This is a genomic window from Edaphobacter sp. HDX4, from assembly GCF_036877565.1.
In the GTDB taxonomy this organism is placed as follows: domain Bacteria; phylum Acidobacteriota; class Terriglobia; order Terriglobales; family Acidobacteriaceae; genus Edaphobacter.
Genome location: NZ_JAEDXW010000017.1, coordinates 48,859 through 66,675, shown reverse-complemented (window position 1 = coordinate 66,675; position 17,817 = coordinate 48,859). Strand labels below are relative to the sequence as shown.

Below are 17,817 nucleotides of genomic sequence, written 5' to 3'. Positions count from 1 at the left end.
AAGGGTACGGCAGAGATTATCTCTGCCGTACCCTTTCACTCTTTTCAAGCTATTTGATTTTGCTTCGATTCCTACTACTGCCCCAAAACTGTATTGGCTGCAGCGATCGCAATACCGAACTGGCCTACGATCTGTGCGATATCGACGACCAGACGCATCGTCTTACCCTTATCCAGATTCAGAGGAATGACGACAGTATCCCCTGGATAAAGATGGAGTGAATCGAAGCCATTTCCGCGCAGGGATGAGCTGTATTGTTTGCTGATGACGGCTCCGCCCGCTCGGATCACATAGGCCCGATTTTTATCGGCATCGCGCGTCGCTCCGCCTGCCAGCTTGACGTAATCTCCCAGGCGACGATGTGGGTCGTAGAGGAACGCATTCTGGTTGTAAACTGCGCCCTCGATACTTACAGTCGACGGAACGCGAGGAATGATGAACCGATCTCCGTCTTCGAGCGGAAGATCCGGTAGCTGATCGATGTTATTGGCGTCAGCTGCAAGCTCCAGCACAACTCTTCCTGTGGCTCGAGCCCTGCGTAGATTGGAGATGATATTTTGTGCCTGCGCCTGTTGTGCTGAGGCTGCGGCAGTGTCTTGTGGGTTGATGGAACGGCTGGCGTTGGCCGTGGCAATCGTGCTCGCCTGTAGGGCGATCTGGTCTACATACTCATTCAGCCGCTGCTGCTGAACTCGCCGTGTTGACTCCCGTGTAAACTCTGCGCCGTAGAGATATGCATCAGGCGACAAGCCACCTGCCCTCGCCACCAGCTGCCGCAGCGTCTCACCTGGTTTCACGCTATAAATACCCGAGGAAACGAACTCACCTTCCAGACGTACGAATCGTGTCTGCTGCGACTGCGGAACCCGAAGGTCCGCCTTGGAAAAGATGGTCACGACATCGCCCGGTTCCAACTCCAGATTCTGTGAAGCATCTCCCTGCAGGACGATCTTGCCCAGATTGAACGGCAACAGAGAGGTGGTGAGATTCTCCCTGTTCTGTCGCTCAATCACGGCATAAGACCAATCGATATCGGGCTCGCTTAGCTTTACGTCGTTCTTCGGTTCGAAGTGATTCGAAACACTGCGCGAGCTTGTTCCCAGACTCGCACTCGCCGTACTCATCTGGTTGGAGGTAGACGTCTCAGGATATTGAGATTGCGTGGCCATTCCCGGATTGTTGGGATTGTTCGGGTTTTGAAAGCCGTTCTGCTCTATAGCAGAGAACCTGCTTATGTAATAAGGGACTTCGGTGTACTGAGAACAATCCAAACCGCCGTCAGTATCGGTCAACGGATCACGCAGCTGGCTTTGTTGCGTGGACATATCCGAAGGGGAAACCAGACCATTCCGCTGGGCCTGACGGTCCACGTCAACAGAGGGATAGCCCCTGAGAGCTCGATATTCCTGGGTCGACGAGTATCGCCAGAAAGGATCCTCGCCCTCTTCCCCGACAGGAATTCCATAGCGCAGACTTGGGATTCCATATGGATTTGTCGGAAGGCAAGTCGGGATGTAGGTCAACATCGGCTGCCCAAGCTGACTTCGCTTCAGCCAATAGTCGCGTGTGATCAGCGCCTCTTTTGTGGGGATGAGGTCCTTGACTCTCATGCCAGGTTTCCAGGCATACCGACCAGGATTTGCGACATTCCCGCGCAGCGTCACCGAATCCTTGAACTCGCCGGCCACGGCGACAAGCTCAAGCAGATCTCCATCCTGAACCCGCGTCGTCTTTCCTTCGGTTTCAAGAGAGACCTCGATGGTCCTGCGCATATGTCGCTCATCGATGCGTTCCAGGCGAACCTTGTCCTTGGACGCGACGCTGGTCAGGCCCGCCGCGAGTTCCAGCACATCGTCGACGGTAGTGTTATCGGGGGATCTCAACTCATAGATCCCCGGAATTTTCACATTCCCCGCTACCGCCACCTGGGATCCGACCGGGGGGATGTAAATGACATCTCCAGCAAGCAGCGGAACGTCTTTGGATTTATCGCCCCGTACCAGGAGGTCATAAAGATCGAAATCGACGATCAGCTTGCCTCCGCGCTTCAACTGAATGTGTCGAAGGCTACCCTGGGGCGACGGTCCTCCTGTCGTAAAGATTGCGTTCACGAGTGTACTGAGGGAGCTGATGGTATAGGTCCCCGGCTGACGCGCCTGTCCGACCACGATGACCTGAATAGAACGCAACTGCCCCATCGTCACATTGAGGTTAAAGTTGCGAAACAACCTATTCATCTGCGCCTTTAGAGCGGGCTGAACCTGGTCAAATCTCAGCCCGGCAACATGAAGCGTGCCCACCTGAGGAACAAAGATGTCTCCTGAGCGATCAACCTGGAACCGGCCGTCCGTCGTGACCTGCCCCCATGACTGGATCATGAGCTCATCCCCGGGGCCCACCACGTAATCCGGTGTAACCGGCACCATGGTGGCCGGGGCGAAGGTCGATGGCGGATTGCGAAACAGGTTCGCTCCAAAGATCGGGAGCATCTTCCCTACAGAATTGGCCACCAGCTGCTGGAACTCAGTCGGGGGATCCAAAGGCAGCTGGGCGAAGCGATTGAACATCTGTGGCTGCGTCTGGCTTGACGGCGTACTAGGAGAGGAGCCGCTGATCACCGCGCCGGTTGGAAGGCTGGTTCCGGTCTGCTGCGGTGCGCGCGTCTGGTATGGGATCTGATTGCTGGAGCCTCCGCAGCTCGGATCGGAAGGGCTGCAGTTGGATTGATCGGAGCCTCCGCCTCCCAGGCTCTGGACGGGGAGTTGTTGACCCGAGACTTTCGCACTTCCATAAAGCAGAAAAGCAGCTGCAAAGTGAATTGCAATTAGCCGCCCAAAACCAGACTGCATCCGACCTAATTCTCGCAAACCGATCAACCTCTCAGAAATGCCCTCGCAAAGGGCCGCTGGCGCCTGAAACCGCAGTCCAGAACCGCCCCTTCAAGCATACTCGAACGTACTTCTTCCTCTTGGAAAAAGGACATAGCGACAAGCTTGTCGCTCGCTAGCTCTTCAACTACTTTGTTGCGCCGATTCGATTGTTTGTGCGATCTGCAGCATGGTGGCTTCGCCAAAATGGCGGCCGAAGATCTGAACTCCTACAGGCAGAGAGTCTCGGGTCTGTCCGCAGGGAACGCTCATAGCGCAGATACCCGCCAGACTGGCTGCAACCGAATAGATGTCTTCGAGGTACATCTTGACCGGATCGTCCGTCTTCTCTCCCAACTTGAAGGCCGGGGTCGGGGTGACCGGCGCAATCAGGACATCCACCTCTTCAAAAGCTGCAAGGAAGTCTCGGGTCAGCAGGGTTCTTACTTGCTGCGCCTTCTTGTAGTACGCATCGTAGTAACCCGCACTCAGTGCATACGTTCCCAGAAGGATTCTTCGCTTTACCTCTGACCCGAAGCCAGCGTCACGCGTCTTGCGGTACATATCGGACAGCGACTTTGCCTCAGCATCCCGCAAACCAAAACGAACGCCATCAAACCGGGACAGGTTCGAGGACGCTTCGGCGGTGGCGATAACATAGTACGTGGGAACTGCATACCGGGTGTGCGGCAGACTGACAGGCTTTATCAGGCAACCGGCCGCCTTCAGGTCGGCAAGCACCTTCTCGATCGCGGCCCTGATCTCCGGGTCCAGTCCCTCTCCGAAGTACTCCTGAGGAACCCCCACTCTCAGCCCTTCCACAGGCCGATCTAATTCTTCGAGATAGCGGCCTGCAGGCTCCTCGGAGGAGGTCGCATCCAGCGCATCCCGTCCAGCCAGAACCTCCATCATGGTTGCGGCATCCTTTACGTTCTTCGTAAAAGGGCCTACTCGATCGAGAGAAGATGCAAATGCAATCAGGCCATAGCGGCTTATCCGGCCGTATGTGGGCAAGACACCAACAACGCCGCAAAATGCCGCAGGCTGTCGGATAGAGCCGCCTGTATCTGTTCCAAGGGTGGCTACAGCAAAGCCTGCCGCTACGGCTGCTGCAGACCCTCCGCTGGATCCTCCAGGCACGCGGTCGAGTGCACGGGGGTTCTTCACCGGTCCATAAGCGGAGTTTTCGTTCGAGCTTCCCATAGCGAACTCGTCGCAATTCAGCTTGCCCAGCAGAACAGCTCCTGCTCTCTCCAGCCGCTCCACTGCGGTAGCATCGTACGGCGGACGATAACCTTTTAGGATGAGTGAACTAGCCGTTGCGGGGGCGCCCCGCATGACCAAGGCATCCTTGATCCCAATCGGAACTCCGGCAAGGGGAGGCAACAGCTCTCCTCGCTGTGCCATCGCGTCGATCTTCTCGGCTTGCGTCATTGCGCGTTCGCGGCTGACAGAGAGATAGCTATGAATCTCCTTATCCCCAGCTGCAATGCGCTCATAGTGCATTTCGGCCAGAGCCGTGGCCGTGGTGCGTCCTGCCGCAATTGCGCCGCGGACCTCATCAATGGTCAGATCTTTCAGGCTTTCTGCTGTCAAACTCTATCTCCACAAACCGGCATGGCGCCGGCTTTATCGCTCGATAACCTTTGGAACCTTGAAAAACCGACCGTCGGTCTCAGGCGCGGCAGCCATCACCTCAGCTCGATCGAGGCACGGCTGGACGGTATCGCTGCGCAATGACTCGCCACGACCAGGAACAATCTCTTTACCGAGCACCTCACCCACCTGTGACATAGGCGGCACGTTCTCGGTATTCAGCTCATTGAGCTGAGCGATGTAGTCGAGAACCGCGTTCAGATCCCGCTGCATGCGCGGCTCTTCATCCGGCGTGAGCTCGAGATTCGCCAGCTCCGCCACTCTCCGCACGTCCTCGATCGTTACACCAGACTGCCCACTCATCGTTCAGCTCCTACCTCTTCACTACCAAGTGTAGCTCGGCAACCGGCACTCGGGCGATGCGAGTAAGCTCCAGCTTGAGCTGTTCTTTCATCACCCTAAGCTCCTCAAGCCATGCACCATCCAGAACTTCGACTGTCACCTGCGCGTCTTTGTATTCCACCACACAGCTGCGATCGGCTAATGCCTTGCCGCATACCACTAGCCAGGCCGCAGCCAGACGGTCTTGCGCTGGCAGATGGCGGAGGCTCCGCGCGAGCCCCCCCGTGCGAAGAACCTCTCGCATCGTTTCAAGATCGCTTCTGAAGGCATAAGACATCAACTCCCCAGACCCACCGATATCTTCTCTGCCGTCGTAGCCGACACTCTTTTTAATAGCCGTTCGACAGCAGCAACGACCTGATCCACAGAGGTTCTTTCCATACAGTCTGTTGGATTACCCTCGAACTCGAAGCCAAGATGAAGGAACCCACAGCCTTCCCCTCGAGCCGATATGCCTTCAACCCACTTGCCCATCGGTCCCCAACGGCGATTGTCGGTGGGCCCGTTAATGGAGACTGTTGGAGTTCCAAGAACCGCGGCCAAATGCATTACCCCTGTATTCACGCTGACTACAAGTCTGGCGCGTCTCAGGAGGTGCGCAAGAGAGATGAATCTATCGTTTCCGATGAAAGGGACAACATTCAGCCCCGCCGTCTGTGCCTTCCTCCAAAACTGTTCAACCTTTGGCTTATCGCTTGGTGCGCCGGTGATCACAAAAACAGTCTTGGAGGTCGAGATCGCCGATGCCAGCTTTATCCATGAGTCTTCTGGCCACTCTCTTAGGGCGCTTTGAGTTCCAGCCCAAAGATGGAGCACGATGATGTCGTTCTCTTCCCGGAGCGGCTGCACCTCGATCTGTGGAATCTGTAGCCGTGGAGCCGATCCGGTCGGGATCCCCGCAGCTTTGACCAGAGCTCGAAAGTTTTCAAGTTCATGCCGATCACGTTGATGCTCGACAACAAGGTCATAAGCAGCAGCTCGATGTTGACCTGGAGATCGAAATCCGACTGTGAATCCAGCCCCGGACATCAAGGTGTAGAACGCGATGATTCTTTGCCACGCCGAAAAATCAAGAAGCACATCCAATTTCTCTGCACGGATGCGACCGATCGTCTCAAATGGTCGCGTGATGTTCACGTGGATTCTACGATCGATCCCCTGCAACAACTCAGCCGCTGCGAGATTCTGTTTCATGCAGATGTGGATCATTTGAGCATTCGGGAAGCTCTTTCTCACATCTTCAACAGCGGCTGAAAATAGGATCGTATCGCCTAGGGCAGGAGAACAGATAACCCCGATTTTTTCTATTTTTTCGGGCCATGATCGTCTCCTTCGAACACATCGAAGGAGAGCAGCTCCAGTCGCAAGTACCGGCACTCCTACCCAAAAATCCAGCAGCCGGTTGGATCGACTTCCTCTCTGCATGCACTTATTCTAAGGTGTTCGACGGCTAATAAGCCCCATCTTGTTTCAGTACAACCACCGCAGTCTTCAGTAGGATCTTCATATCCCGCCTCAGAGACCATCGATTTACGTACTCGCAGTCCAGTGCCACTCGCTGATCATAATCCAGCTCACTGCGCCCCGATACCTGCCAGAGGCCGGTCAGACCAGGCTTCACGCGGCAGTAGCATTCGAAGCAGTCAGCATATTTCTCAACTTCGGCGGCAACAATAGGACGCGGTCCGACCAGGCTCATATGTCCTGCCAGCACATTCCAGAACTGCGGCAGTTCATCGAGACTGTAGCGGCGCAGGAAAGAACCAATCCTGGTAATACGAGGATCGTGACGCAGCTTGTGCGTCTTGTTCCATTCCTTCCGTGCTACAGGATGGGCGGCCAGATACTCCTCCAGAACCTCAGCGGAGTTGACGCACATGGTTCTGAACTTCCACATGGAGAAGAATGCACCATGACGGCGGATGCGGCGATGAGAATAAAAGACCGGCCCTGGCGAGCTGATCACGACCAGCACGGCAACAATCCCTATTACCAGCAGGACGACGGGCGAAAACAGAAGGATAAGCGCGACGTCAACGCAGCGCTTCAACACCCTGTACCGAAAGAGGACAGAGGGTCCACGATCCAGGGAGTAAGTCGTCCGGAATACCGGCCTGCTGAGGGTCTCCGTATACGAATAAGAATCTTCGATAGCCGCTGTCCGCGACTCGGGAGATTGATATTCAGCCTGCATTGAAATCCTGTGTCTGTATAACGCTACCCTCGCCAATTTGCGATGGTCCCGGCATACGGTTGTTATGCGTCAGAGTATCGCGGCAGAGAACTCAAATTCCGAACTATTTCTTCAAACTCCGGCTCTGCCTCTCCGCGTCACAAGTTAAATTGAAGGCGACCTTTCGTAAATGGGTCTTAGATTCTCGAATCCCACGGTCCGGCATCTCACATTCCTCGTAACTCGGAGACAAGCACTTCAGCACGTCAGTCCGTTCATTCTAATCATGGAAGCTTCGATAAATACAGTCTAAATTAGCGGTCGCACCAGAAGCGTCCTCATTTCGGAACTACCGACTGCAGCTCCGCCGTCAGCTAAACTTGTGGGATGCAAGTTTTGGATACTCCGCTGCACGATGTGAAACTGATCCAGCCGCGGCGTTTTGGTGATGATAGAGGCTGGTTTACTGAGATCTTCAATGCATCTGTGTTCGCTGAAGCGAAGCTCCCCGCATCCTTTGTACAGGACAACCAATCCTTCTCGATGAAGGGAGTGTTGCGGGGCCTTCATTATCAATTGGTTAAGCCCCAGGGGAAACTCGTCAGGGTGCTGTCCGGCCATATCTGGGATGTGGCAGTTGATCTTCGCCGAGATTCAGACCAGTTTGGACAATGGGCTGGCTTCCACCTGAAGCCACGCAATGATGCAGGCGAATTGGAGCTGCTGTGGATCCCCGAAGGCTTCGCCCACGGCTTTCTCGTGTTGTCAGAATCTGCCGAGGTCCTGTACAAGACCACCAACCCCTACTATCCCGCCGGTGAACGATCCATCCTGTGGGATGACCCTGCTCTCGCGATCCAGTGGCCATTGGACAGGCTCGACGGAGTAAGTCCTCAGGTAAGCGCTAAAGATTCCAAGGGAAGCACATTTTCAGCGGCCGAGCTTCCTTAGAAACTCCCATGAGAGAACGGGCCGCTCACCTCGCCAGAGTCGGCCCCGCTCGAATCCCGCAAGAGCCATTGCTCCACCTCATCTAGGGTATTTACCTCCAGATAAAACCCGCCGCAGCCAGATCTCTCGGTACCTGCAAGCAAAAACGCCTGGCGAAGTCCTGCGCTGTTTGCTGCGGCGATATCGCTGCAGCGATCCCCTATCAGCACGCTCTGAGTTAGAGATACGTCCAACTCCTTCATCGCGCGTCGCAGCATTCCGGTTCCCGGTTTCCTGTCCTCGTGCTCCCGTTTGTAATCTCCAATTCCATGTTCCGGGTGATAGGGACAGTAGTACACGGCATCAAGTTCTATCCCTTGATTCCGCAGCTGTTCCCCCATCCAGGTCATGAGCCTCTCGAAAGCCGCTTCGTCGTAGTAACCACGAGCAATCCCCGCCTGGTTAGTCACAATGACCAGCCGATATCCCAAACGCCTCGCGGTCCGACACAGCGAAAAAATGCCGGGAACAAACTCTACTTCCTCGATTCGGTGAAGATACCCAATCTCGACGTTAACCACGCCATCCCGGTCCAGAAAGAGGGCTTTGCTGCTCATCCATTCACCGTATAAGCATGTTCATGGCCCGGAGCTTCAATCAGCTCCACCATCAGGCGCTGTGCAGTCACCCAGAACTGCACCCGTGCACCCCCGTAAGCGACGGCGGGTTTCGCAGGACCGGCCATCATGGATCCCTTTTGCTGCAGCATGTCCGCATCTCGATCCAGATCGTTCGTGAGATAAGCAACATGGTTGAGGATGTTGATCCCTCGCTTGAGAGCCGTGGAAACCGGACTTGCCTCCCCCAGAGGTGAGATCAGCTCATAGCATGGCCCGTCAGCCGTTCTTCCAAACTGAACAAAGACCCCAATACCGGGATCTTCAAAGACCTGTGTCCAGCGATCAAGGCCGAAGGTACTCTCAAGAAACTCCCGGCCCTCCGTCATATCCGCGACCAGCAGGCCCATGTGGTCAAACTTCAATCTACTCATAACTCAGCCATCACCTCGCGCAGCGAATCGTGCCAATCAATCATCTTCCAGCCAAAGGTCTTCGCTAGGCGATCGCAACTCAGCCGCGAATTCAGGGGGCGTCTTGCGGGTGTGGGGTACTCGGCAGTCGTGATCGCGTCTACCTCCGCGAGCCGAGCCTCAGGGTGTCGCTCGCGCAATCTGTTGATCGCTTCCACTGCGAAGCCATGCCACGTCGTCTCTCCTGCACCTGCGGCATGATAGATTCCTTGCCGACTGGCAAGAGCTTCGGCCAACTCTCCGGGCCTCGCTGAGCTCTCGATCTGTCGGATCACCTCGCTGGTCATCCGCGCGAGATCCCGGCTCCATGTAGGAGCTCCGTTCTGATCGGCAACAACACGCAGCCTCTCCCGTTCTCGAGCAGCCTTAAGGATGGTTTTCAGGAAGTTCTTCCCTGTTGCGCCATAGACCCAACTGGTCCGAAAGATAAGACAGGCAGCACCGCTCCTTTGTAATGCTCCCTCCCCAGCGAGCTTGCTTGCGCCATAGACACTCACCGGCCCTGTCTCATCTTCCTCGCGAAATGGGGCCGATCCTGTACCTGCGAAGACATAATCGGTTGAGAAGTGAATTACGCCCGCCGCAATTCTGTAAGCCTCTTCGCCGATCGCACCTACCGCCTCTGCATTAATGGCATAAGCCAACTCGGGTTCACTTTCAGCCTTATCCACCGCTGTGTAAGCAGCCGGATTGACAATCCATCTTGGCCGGATCGACTGGATAGTTTTCCGAACGGAGGTGACATCCGCAAGATTCATCTCGCTCCTTGTGGGAGCGATCACCTCTCCATACGACTTCAGAACCTGGGCAAGCTCACCTCCCACCTGCCCAGTCACACCTGTCAGAAGAATCGGTCCGCTCATCCCCAGAGCACCGGCTCTTCAAGCAGCCTCACAAGATACTGCCCGTAGCTGCTCTTCCCCATCCTGCTAGCTAGATCGCGAAGCTGATCCTCTTGGATGTATCCCAGCCGATACGCAATCTCTTCCAGACAGGCGACCTTCAGACCCTGCCGCTTCTCGATGGTCTGAATGAATGAGGAAGCCTCGATCAGTGAGTCGTGCGTTCCCGTATCCAGCCACGCAATTCCTCGTCCCAGAACCTCAGTCCGAAGCTGGCCCCGCTCCAGATACCAGCGGTTTACATCGGTGATCTCCAACTCTCCGCGCGGAGACGGCTTAAGTCCCTCCGCAACTCCGACAACCTGCGCGTCATAGAAATAGATCCCGGTGACGGCATAACGCGACTTGGGCTTTGCAGGCTTCTCCTCGATGGACACTGCCTTCCGGTCCGCGTCGAACTCCACCACGCCATAGCGCTCCGGGTCCAGTACCGGATAGGCGAATACGGTCGCGCCCTCGCGATTGCTCGCAGCCACGCGAAGTGTCTTCACCATGTCATGGCCATAGAAGATGTTGTCACCCAGGGCGAGACAGCACGGTGAGCCGTTGAGGAATTTCTTACCTATCAGGAAAGCCTGTGCCAAGCCGTCCGGAGATGGCTGCACCGCGTACTCCAGCCGAATCCCCCACTGTTCTCCCGATCCCAGCAACTGCTCAAATCGGGGAGTGTCCTGTGGCGTGGAGATAATCAGGATCTCGCGGATCCCCGCCAGCAGAAGCACCGACAAGGGATAGTAGATCATCGGCTTGTCGTAGACCGGCAGTAGCTGTTTGCTGACCGCCTGGGTAACCGGATGCAGGCGGGTGCCTGATCCTCCGGCAAGGATGATTCCCTTCATCGAGAACTCCCTGTTGCGCCCGCAGTCGTTTCACGCGAGCCATAGTTTTGCTCGACCCAGTGCTGATAGGCTCCACTCGTTACGCTCTCAACCCAGCCGGCATGTGACAAATACCACTCGACGGTCTTATGCAGCCCGGTCTCAAAGCTCTCCTGCGCACGCCAGCCCAATTCGCCCTCGAGCTTCCTGGCATCGATAGCATAGCGCCGATCATGGCCGGGGCGATCCTCCACATAAGTAATCAGCTGTGCATGCGGACGGAACTGGGATTGTGGGAGCAGTTCGTCAAGCAAGGCACATAGAGTCGTTACGACCTCGAGATTGCTGCGTTGGTTGCCGCCGCCAACATTATAGGTTTCGCCAATGCGGCCATTCTCAAGAACCGTTATCAACGCCCTGCAATGGTCTACGACGTAGAGCCAGTCACGCACTTGCTGACCATCGCCATAGACCGGCAACGGCTTACCCTGCCGCGCGTTCGCGATCATCAAAGGAATCAACTTTTCGGGAAACTGGTACGGACCGTAGTTGTTCGAGCAGTTTGTAACGATCGCCGGCAGCTTGTACGTATGCACCCACGCGCGAACCAGATGATCGCTTGCGGCCTTTGAAGCGGCATAGGGAGAGTTTGGCGCATAAGGGGTACCCTCGTGGAACGCCGGATCCTCTGGTGCGAGAGTGCCGTACACCTCGTCCGTGGAGACATGCAGGAAGCGGAAATCTGCACGCCCGGCCACATCCAGGGATTCCATGTATGCCTTTGCAGCACGCAGAAGGGTAAAGGTACCGTCGATGTTCGTCTTTAGAAACGCCTCCGGACCCAGAATCGAGCGATCGACATGGCTCTCGGCCGCGAAGTGGACTACGGCACGTGGTTTGAAGCGGTCCAGTAACTGCTTAACCAACTCCCGATCGCAGATATCACCACGAACGAAACTGTAATCCGGATGCTCTTCGACAGCGGCTAGATTTTCCGGGTTTCCCGCATAAGTCAGCTTGTCGAGATTTACGACCGGGCCTCTGCCTTCTGCAAGCCACTCCAGTATGAAATTGGAGCCGATAAACCCTGCGCCTCCAGTCACAAGAATGGGCTTGGGGTTGCACTCGGCAACTCCGTTCAGACTCTGGTTTGCGTCCATGCTCTTCTGAAGACTCCTCCCCTAACCGGGTGGTACCTAACCGGATATCTTTCCGAAACCGGGCCATTACCTCACATCAGGGTACAGCACGGGCCTTTTCGTCTTCCACTCGGAGGCAACGGCGGACAGAATCCTGCTCTCCTATTTGGAAGCGAAAGGATTTGATCATGGCTACGAACACCCAACCCGCAGGAAAACCCGTGGATACGCGTTCCGCGAATACTCAGAAGCATGGGGTAGAACCTTCTGGCCCTCGCGGCGATAACCCGGCAACCGCAGGGCCCGGGCCGACCGGCGTCCGTTCCAACACGCCTGAGAACGCCGGAGGTCACATCAACCCGTCGCCCGAAGACAGCAACGCTACACCCGGAACCTCGCCTGAGAAATAGATCGTAACGCCGTCTTCAGTCCGGCAATCTCCTCGAAGAGTCGCATAATTGGTCTCCGTGTCAGGGTTCCTTCGAGTAGCAATCGAAACAAGAAGGAGCCGTCCTCAGACGGCTCCTTCCATGCTTCTGTAGTCGTCAGCGCAGACGATATCTAACAGCTATGCTCGTGAACGAGATGCGGATAAGGATGGGCAAGCGCATTCATCTTGCCATCCGGCATCTTTTCCACCTCCAGCAACGCAGTCTGGAAGCTCTGCATGTCACTGGGACTGCCCACCGTAACACGCGGCCAGTTCGGCATGATGGGCCAGGTGCGGCCAATCATCACAGACTGATGCGCAAGCGCATTGATAACCGGCCCACCCGGACGCTTCACATCGAGCATGAAGTGGTTGGTTTGCGATGGAGTAAACGAGTAGCTATTCTTCGCCATCCAGTCGAAGGTGCGGTTCCGCGTGTCCGCCATAGCCTGCTTCCGTAATGGGATCAACTGCTTATCTCCGAGCTGTGCCTTGGCACACTGGATCGCAGTCGTCGCCATCGAATTGACCCCGAAGTGATGCAGCTTCTCTGCCAGATCTGGCCGCGCTGAAGCATATCCGAACCGCAGTCCGCCCATGGAATAGATCTTCGAGAACGTACGGGAGACGATCAGGTCTTTGTCCTTTGCCACTAGATCGATAACCGACTCTGCATCAGAAAAATGAATATAAGCCTCGTCTACAAGTACGACCGATCCCGCCGGTTTATTGGCAAGCAGCCACTCAATATCCGATCGTTTGACCGGAGTTCCCGTGGGATTGTTCGGGTTGCAGACATAGAACAGCCCGGCGTTGGGGTCGGCCGCCACCATGGCCTTCATGTCGTAGCTGTAGTCCGGCTTCAGGGGAACCTTATGGACCTGGGCTCCATTGGAGGCCGCGACTCGCCACGTCTGTTCGAAAGTCGGGTCTGCTGTAACGAGAGACTTCGTAGGCGAGGTAAATGCCAGCGCAGAAAAGTTGAGGATCTCCGTCGACCCGGCATAGAGCGTCACATAATCCGGCTTGAGATCATGGTAAGCGGCAACCTGCTCACCAAACTTCTTCGTCTCGCCCATGTAATAGCGATTCCCATTCATGGCCATCTGGTGCATCACTGCGACAGCCGCTGGCGTTGGCCCGGCTGGATATTCGTTAATGTTGAGCAGCGCGACATTGGCCGGTGTGTCGATGTAGCCAACGGCGGGAACTCCCCCCGCGGCGGCGGCAAATGCCGGCCGCGCAAGCGATGGAAGCAGGGAAGAGGCAACCGGCAAGGCTGCGCTGATACGGAGAAAATTGCGGCGGTTCAGGCGTGGCATCATCTCGTACTCCTTTGCGGGTAAAGGACTGCGGATACAAACGAGGCTGCGCGCAGGCCACTGCACGCACCGTGAGAATGGAAACTTGTCTGGAGGGCCCCGGAAGAGGTCGAGTCATCACGGACTCAGACCGAAGCGGCGGGATGCCGCTATTGTGCCCCGACGCGAATGAAATGTCTACACCGGTCTCGCGCACCCACTGCGTGCGCGAATACCCCCGCTATGCGAAACTGAAAAGACCGAGCTTTGGTGTGCCCAGCCTCCGCTTCAGCACAACCATATAGAGCGGGCCTGTAGCTCAACGGTTAGAGCAGGGGACTCATAATCCCTTGGTTGGGGGTTCAAATCCCTCCGGGCCCACCAGTACTCGAAACCCCTCCAGATACGAAAACGTATTACGTCGAAAGCGGGTACGCGTATGCTTGCCAGCCAAAACTGGGCATCAGGTATCTCAGGCAGTAGCGCTTACTTATGGAACGAACAGCTGCGCGAGAGTTCCGCCGTCTCAAAGATTTGGTCCTGTGGGGCGCCGGCACCTCAGCTTACTTCCAACGCATCGCCTTCAGTAGGTCTGCCGAGGGCTCCCACTCACCGATCGCAGGGTAGAGCAGCATCGCCTTGCGTAGATCGCGTGGCGAGCCACTGATGGCAGCCTCGATCGCCACGCGTTCATAAGCCTTCACCGCCAGCACTAGGCCGCGTACAACCTCGGGCAGAGGGCCTACGGGCAAAGGTTCAATCTCTCCCGCCTGGATGCGGCATGCGGTCTCGATCACATCATCTGCGGCGATCTCCGGGATCGTCGAACCGTTGCGCACGTTGACGATGACGCAATTGGCTTCGCTGTCGCACAGCGCGTTCATTACATCGAGCGCGATACGGTGATAGCCGCTCGCGGCGCGGAAAGGGTCTTCCGCAATAATCTCCTGCTCAAAGGCCGACTGGCCTTCACCTTCGAGCTTCATATAGGAACCAGAGCGCAGGTTGAGATAGTCGATATAGGTCTGCAGCGCGCCGGCCTCGTCGTCGCGCGCGAACTGCTCCATCAGACGCTCTGCCAGGTCTTCGTTCATCTGGGCGATCTGCTCACCGCGCGTGGTTCCCTGTTTACGCTGATTCTCAAGCGCACGATGTCGCGAGTAGTAGAAGAAAAGGTACTCCGTAGGAATCAGCCCTAGAGCCCGAATAAGATCGTGCTCGAAGAGCGGCGCGGAGTAGAGCTGCGAGAGAATGGAATCGTCATTGAGCACACGTTCCGTTACATCTTCGCCACGAAGAACAATCCTCCGCACCCATCCCAGATGGTTCAGCCCTACATACTCGCATTCAACTTCTGCGGCTGTTGCTCCAAGCGCAGACTGGATGCGATGCAGCATCTCCGTGGGCGTGTCGCAGATGCCGACCACGCGGACGTTCGAGTTGTGCATCACGGCCTGCGTGATAAGACCGGCAGGATTTGTGAAGTTGATGATCCGCGCGCTTGGTGCGATGCGCTCCACCATGCGCGCCTGCTCAATCGCAACCGGAATCGTTCGCTGTCCCATTGCGATTCCCCCGGGACCGGTCGTCTCCTGCCCGGGATAACCGCAGCGGATGGAGGCGCACTCGTCCTGCGCACGCGTCGCGATACCTCCGACGCGAACACTGTTAAGCACGAAGGTCGCGCCGTCGACAGCTTCCTCCGGCGTGTTTGCCACAACCACGCGAAGCGAGCCGCCATCGCGGCGCACAACCTCGCGGCCCAGCCGGGCGATCATCCCCACACGCTCGCAGTCAACGTCGTACAGCACAAGCTCTTCGGCATCGAGCCGCTTGGCCGACTCGTTGATTCCAAAGACAACCAGCGGAGTGCGTACGCCTCCTCCGCCGAGAAACGCAATCTTACGCGACATAGTTCTCCTCACATACCGTCGCGGCCTCGGCGCGTGTCGGCAACGCCTGCAGAGCGCCGGCGGCACGTGTCGAGAGAGCGCCGCAGACGCATCCATGCTCGATGCACTGCTTTGGCGAGAGGCCTGAAAGTACGGCATCGATGAATCCGGCGTCGAAGGCATCGCCCGCACCGGTCGTATCCACAGTATCCACATCGGGTGGAGCAGCCTTGTACTCGACGCCGCCCGAAAGCATGATCGCCCCCGCCGAACCAAGCTTCACCAGTGCGTGACGCACGCCAAGTGAGCGGCAAAGGTCAAGATAACGCTGCGGCGTTCCAGCCATAATGACAGCCTCTTTTTCATTCGGCATCGCGTAGTCAATCGCTCGCACGATCTCAAGACTACGCGCATCTTCAAGCCACTTCACGTGGTGGCCAACATCGATCGAGATCGTAGCGTCCCTGCGCTTCAGTACAGGAAGGATTGTGTCGCCATCCTCGGCCGCAAGCGGCATCGCCAGATGCACGTGCTTCGCCAGGGCTGCGATATCCAGCAACGAGTCGTTGCTGCGCAGCAATCCAGATAGCTGCCGGTTTGCGCCGCGATACGTGAAGAACGAGCGGTCTTTCGTGGTCGAGATGCTGACCGTCACGCCGCTACGTTCCCTCGTGCGCGTCAGGTTCGCGGCCGAAACGCCGAAGGTCGCGAGCCGCGCCTCGATCATCGGAAACTGGTCTTCGCCCACCACTCCGATCAACTGCACACTTCTTCCCAGCCTAGCCAATGCGCATGCCGTGGTCACGGCTCCGCCGCCCAGTTCCCACGCATACTGATCGGTGAAGATCTCTTCACCCGGCCCGGGCCAGTCTGCAAATCCGCTGAAGACATGGTCGAGATAAATCTCGCCGATCACTGTCACGTCATACATCATGCCTGCCTGAAAGGCCACTCCCTCTGCTTGACTGCGGTGATGAGATAAAAACCAACGCCGGCCGTGGCAAGAACGAGACCGGCAGCGACGTGCTTCGCTTCGCTTGTAACGATAATGAAGATCCATCCCGCGAGCGCCGCCAGAGCCGGCAACGGGAAGAACGGCATGCGGAAGACACCGGGTGGCGAGCTGCGACGCAACAGAATGACCGCAATGCACTGGCCGATCGTCTGCAGTAGCGTCTGGATAATAATCAGCGCGGAGATAAGGTCGGCCAGCGAGAAAACACACATCAACGCCGAGGCGATGCCCATGTACAGCAGCGACACCGTGGGAAAGTGCTGCGTCGGGTGCACACGCGCAAAGATCTTCGGAAAACGCCCATCAACGGCCGCGGCGTAAGGGATACGCGAGTAACCCAGAAGAATCGCATACGCTGATCCCCAGCTCGCAATCAGGATCAGAACCGAGACGGCCTTCGCGGCAAATGGCCCAAGCGCCAGCCGCATGAAGTCGGCGACGATGGCCTTCGAGTTCATGGCCTCGCGCCACGGCAACAGTCCCAAGATTGCGAGGTTCATCGCCAGGTACAGTGAGGCCACGATCACGATCGACAGCAGCACGGCCCGCGGAACGTTGCGTTCCGGGTTCTTGATCTCACCGCCGATCAGGCAGACGTTGTTGTACCCGCCATAGTCATACGTCGCGATCAAAATCGCCGAGCCGAGACCCACCCAGAAGCCATGCGAGAGTTGAAAAGCATGCGGCGGCAGATCGAATGCAATTGAGGGATGGAAGTGCGTTGCGCCGGTGACGATAATCCATCCGCAGGTCGCGACCACGGCAACCATCACAATGATGGAGAGCGTGCTGATCGACTGGATGGAGCGGTAGAGCACTGCGAGATTGACCAAACACAAGGCAACAGCGATCAGCTTCATCTGCACAGGCGTGAACGGATGGAAGACGCTGGAGTACTCCGCGAATCCCACCGCTCCCGAAGCGATCGAGATCGGGCCGATCAACAAAGCCTGCCAGAGGAAGAGAAAAGAGAAGAGACGTCCCGCACCGTTTGGCCCATAGGCCTCGAGCAGATAGCGGTACGACCCTCCCGAGTCCGGCATACGCGAGCCAAGCTCCGCCCACACCAGGCCATCACACAGCGCCAGCCCTGCGCCAAGTATCCAGCCAAGCATCGCCTGCGGTCCTCCCATGGCCGCGATGGCTAGCGGAATGGTGAGAAACGGCCCTACTCCAACCATGTTCAGCAGGTTGGTGGAGATCGCTCCCCACAGACCCATTCCACGGTCCAGATGCCCGGCTTGTACTGCTTGGTTTGCCAT

The 17,817-nt window shown here is 56.9% G+C and carries 17 protein-coding genes and 1 tRNA gene; 3 read left to right on the top strand and 15 right to left on the bottom strand.

Features of this window, described 5'->3' with window-relative positions; translation table 11 throughout:
- Positions 1–74 precede the first annotated feature (74 nt).
- The 6 genes from JAO29_RS16155 to JAO29_RS16130 form a co-directional block, all read right to left on the bottom strand.
- A complete protein-coding gene (locus JAO29_RS16155) occupies positions 75–2,849 on the bottom strand; it encodes an SLBB domain-containing protein (RefSeq protein ID WP_334269282.1) in 2,775 nt (924 codons plus the stop codon).
- Positions 2,850–3,011: 162 nt separating this feature from the next.
- A complete protein-coding gene (gene gatA / locus JAO29_RS16150; RefSeq protein ID WP_334269281.1) occupies positions 3,012–4,463 on the bottom strand; it encodes an Asp-tRNA(Asn)/Glu-tRNA(Gln) amidotransferase subunit GatA in 1,452 nt (483 codons plus the stop codon).
- A gap of 33 nt (positions 4,464–4,496) precedes the next feature.
- Positions 4,497–4,826 (bottom strand): Asp-tRNA(Asn)/Glu-tRNA(Gln) amidotransferase subunit GatC, encoded by a 330-nt coding sequence (gatC, locus tag JAO29_RS16145; RefSeq protein WP_334269280.1) that lies wholly within the window; start codon positions 4,824–4,826, stop codon positions 4,497–4,499.
- Positions 4,827–4,836: 10 nt separating this feature from the next.
- Positions 4,837–5,109 carry a DciA family protein gene (locus tag JAO29_RS16140; RefSeq protein WP_334269279.1) on the bottom strand — a complete coding sequence of 91 codons (273 nt, stop codon included), beginning with the start codon at positions 5,107–5,109 and terminating at the stop codon, positions 4,837–4,839.
- A gap of 32 nt (positions 5,110–5,141) precedes the next feature.
- A complete protein-coding gene (locus JAO29_RS16135) occupies positions 5,142–6,059 on the bottom strand; it encodes a glycosyltransferase family 9 protein (RefSeq protein ID WP_334269278.1) in 918 nt (305 codons plus the stop codon).
- A gap of 256 nt (positions 6,060–6,315) precedes the next feature.
- The gene (locus JAO29_RS16130) at positions 6,316–7,059 is read right to left on the bottom strand and encodes a sugar transferase (protein WP_334269277.1); all 744 of its coding nucleotides are present in this window, start codon (positions 7,057–7,059) and stop codon (positions 6,316–6,318) included.
- Positions 7,060–7,425: 366 nt separating this feature from the next.
- Between JAO29_RS16130 and rfbC the strand changes: the two genes are divergently transcribed.
- Positions 7,426–7,989 carry a dTDP-4-dehydrorhamnose 3,5-epimerase gene (gene rfbC / locus JAO29_RS16125; protein ID WP_334269276.1) on the top strand — a complete coding sequence of 188 codons (564 nt, stop codon included), beginning with the start codon at positions 7,426–7,428 and terminating at the stop codon, positions 7,987–7,989.
- Here the strand turns inward: rfbC and JAO29_RS16120 are convergent.
- The 5 genes from JAO29_RS16120 to rfbB are packed head-to-tail and all read right to left on the bottom strand — an operon-like array spanning position 7,986 to position 11,938.
- Positions 7,986–8,585: a D-glycero-alpha-D-manno-heptose-1,7-bisphosphate 7-phosphatase gene (locus tag JAO29_RS16120; RefSeq protein WP_334269275.1), complete on the bottom strand. Its 600-nt coding sequence runs from the start codon at positions 8,583–8,585 to the stop codon at positions 7,986–7,988. The genes rfbC and JAO29_RS16120 overlap by 4 nt on opposite strands.
- The gene (locus JAO29_RS16115; RefSeq protein WP_334269274.1) at positions 8,582–9,019 is read right to left on the bottom strand and encodes a VOC family protein; all 438 of its coding nucleotides are present in this window, start codon (positions 9,017–9,019) and stop codon (positions 8,582–8,584) included. Before JAO29_RS16115 ends, JAO29_RS16120 begins: the two co-directional genes overlap by 4 nt.
- On the bottom strand, positions 9,016–9,921 hold the full coding sequence (gene rfbD / locus JAO29_RS16110) for a dTDP-4-dehydrorhamnose reductase (RefSeq protein WP_334269273.1): 906 nt from the start codon (positions 9,919–9,921) through the stop codon (positions 9,016–9,018). Before rfbD ends, JAO29_RS16115 begins: the two co-directional genes overlap by 4 nt.
- Positions 9,918–10,799, bottom strand: a complete 882-nt coding sequence (rfbA, locus tag JAO29_RS16105) for a glucose-1-phosphate thymidylyltransferase RfbA (protein WP_334269272.1) — start codon at positions 10,797–10,799, stop codon at positions 9,918–9,920. Before rfbA ends, rfbD begins: the two co-directional genes overlap by 4 nt.
- Positions 10,796–11,938 carry a dTDP-glucose 4,6-dehydratase gene (gene rfbB / locus JAO29_RS16100; RefSeq protein ID WP_334269271.1) on the bottom strand — a complete coding sequence of 381 codons (1,143 nt, stop codon included), beginning with the start codon at positions 11,936–11,938 and terminating at the stop codon, positions 10,796–10,798. The genes rfbA and rfbB overlap by 4 nt, the downstream gene beginning before the upstream one ends.
- A gap of 167 nt (positions 11,939–12,105) precedes the next feature.
- Here rfbB and JAO29_RS16095 point away from each other — a divergent pair, with 167 nt between their 5' ends.
- Positions 12,106–12,327, top strand: a complete 222-nt coding sequence (locus JAO29_RS16095; RefSeq protein WP_334269270.1) for a hypothetical protein — start codon at positions 12,106–12,108, stop codon at positions 12,325–12,327.
- Positions 12,328–12,478: 151 nt separating this feature from the next.
- Here the strand turns inward: JAO29_RS16095 and JAO29_RS16090 are convergent, their stop codons facing one another.
- The gene (locus tag JAO29_RS16090) at positions 12,479–13,672 is read right to left on the bottom strand and encodes a pyridoxal phosphate-dependent aminotransferase (RefSeq protein ID WP_334269269.1); all 1,194 of its coding nucleotides are present in this window, start codon (positions 13,670–13,672) and stop codon (positions 12,479–12,481) included.
- Between the two features lie 284 nt (positions 13,673–13,956).
- On the opposite strand from JAO29_RS16090, the gene JAO29_RS16085 reads away from it, so the two are divergent.
- A tRNA-Ile gene (locus tag JAO29_RS16085) sits at positions 13,957–14,032 on the top strand.
- 179 nt (positions 14,033–14,211) lie between these two features.
- On the opposite strand, the gene JAO29_RS16080 is transcribed toward JAO29_RS16085, so the two are convergent.
- From JAO29_RS16080 to JAO29_RS16070, 3 genes are read right to left on the bottom strand one after another with little or no spacing between them, the layout of a single operon-like run.
- Entirely contained in the window at positions 14,212–15,561 is a 1,350-nt protein-coding gene (locus JAO29_RS16080; RefSeq protein ID WP_334269268.1) for a family 4 glycosyl hydrolase, read from the bottom strand.
- On the bottom strand, positions 15,551–16,492 hold the full coding sequence (locus JAO29_RS16075; RefSeq protein ID WP_334269267.1) for a carbohydrate kinase family protein: 942 nt from the start codon (positions 16,490–16,492) through the stop codon (positions 15,551–15,553). Before JAO29_RS16075 ends, JAO29_RS16080 begins: the two co-directional genes overlap by 11 nt.
- Complete coding sequence (locus tag JAO29_RS16070) at positions 16,471–17,817, bottom strand: APC family permease (RefSeq protein ID WP_334269266.1); 1,347 nt, start codon at positions 17,815–17,817, stop codon at positions 16,471–16,473. The genes JAO29_RS16075 and JAO29_RS16070 overlap by 22 nt, the downstream gene beginning before the upstream one ends.

What these genes read in the sequence shown, in the direction of transcription:
- JAO29_RS16090 (WP_334269269.1), bottom strand. Translation starts at nt 13,672, where the DNA reads ATGATGCCACGCCTGAACCGCCGCAATTTTCTCCGTATCAGCGCAGCC.
- rfbB (WP_334269271.1), bottom strand. Translation starts at nt 11,938, where the DNA reads ATGGACGCAAACCAGAGTCTGAACGGAGTTGCCGAGTGCAACCCCAAG.
- JAO29_RS16130 (WP_334269277.1), bottom strand. Translation starts at nt 7,059, where the DNA reads ATGCAGGCTGAATATCAATCTCCCGAGTCGCGGACAGCGGCTATCGAA.
- rfbD (WP_334269273.1), bottom strand. Translation starts at nt 9,921, where the DNA reads ATGAGCGGACCGATTCTTCTGACAGGTGTGACTGGGCAGGTGGGAGGT.
- JAO29_RS16115 (WP_334269274.1), bottom strand. Translation starts at nt 9,019, where the DNA reads ATGAGTAGATTGAAGTTTGACCACATGGGCCTGCTGGTCGCGGATATG.
- JAO29_RS16080 (WP_334269268.1), bottom strand. Translation starts at nt 15,561, where the DNA reads ATGTCGCGTAAGATTGCGTTTCTCGGCGGAGGAGGCGTACGCACTCCG.
- JAO29_RS16120 (WP_334269275.1), bottom strand. Translation starts at nt 8,585, where the DNA reads ATGAGCAGCAAAGCCCTCTTTCTGGACCGGGATGGCGTGGTTAACGTC.
- JAO29_RS16070 (WP_334269266.1), bottom strand. Translation starts at nt 17,817, where the DNA reads ATGGCAAACCAAGCAGTACAAGCCGGGCATCTGGACCGTGGAATGGGT.
- JAO29_RS16135 (WP_334269278.1), bottom strand. Translation starts at nt 6,059, where the DNA reads ATGAAACAGAATCTCGCAGCGGCTGAGTTGTTGCAGGGGATCGATCGT.
- JAO29_RS16095 (WP_334269270.1), top strand. Translation starts at nt 12,106, where the DNA reads ATGGCTACGAACACCCAACCCGCAGGAAAACCCGTGGATACGCGTTCC.
- JAO29_RS16155 (WP_334269282.1), bottom strand. Translation starts at nt 2,849, where the DNA reads ATGCAGTCTGGTTTTGGGCGGCTAATTGCAATTCACTTTGCAGCTGCT.
- JAO29_RS16140 (WP_334269279.1), bottom strand. Translation starts at nt 5,109, where the DNA reads ATGCGAGAGGTTCTTCGCACGGGGGGGCTCGCGCGGAGCCTCCGCCAT.
- rfbC (WP_334269276.1), top strand. Translation starts at nt 7,426, where the DNA reads ATGCAAGTTTTGGATACTCCGCTGCACGATGTGAAACTGATCCAGCCG.
- gatC (WP_334269280.1), bottom strand. Translation starts at nt 4,826, where the DNA reads ATGAGTGGGCAGTCTGGTGTAACGATCGAGGACGTGCGGAGAGTGGCG.
- rfbA (WP_334269272.1), bottom strand. Translation starts at nt 10,799, where the DNA reads ATGAAGGGAATCATCCTTGCCGGAGGATCAGGCACCCGCCTGCATCCG.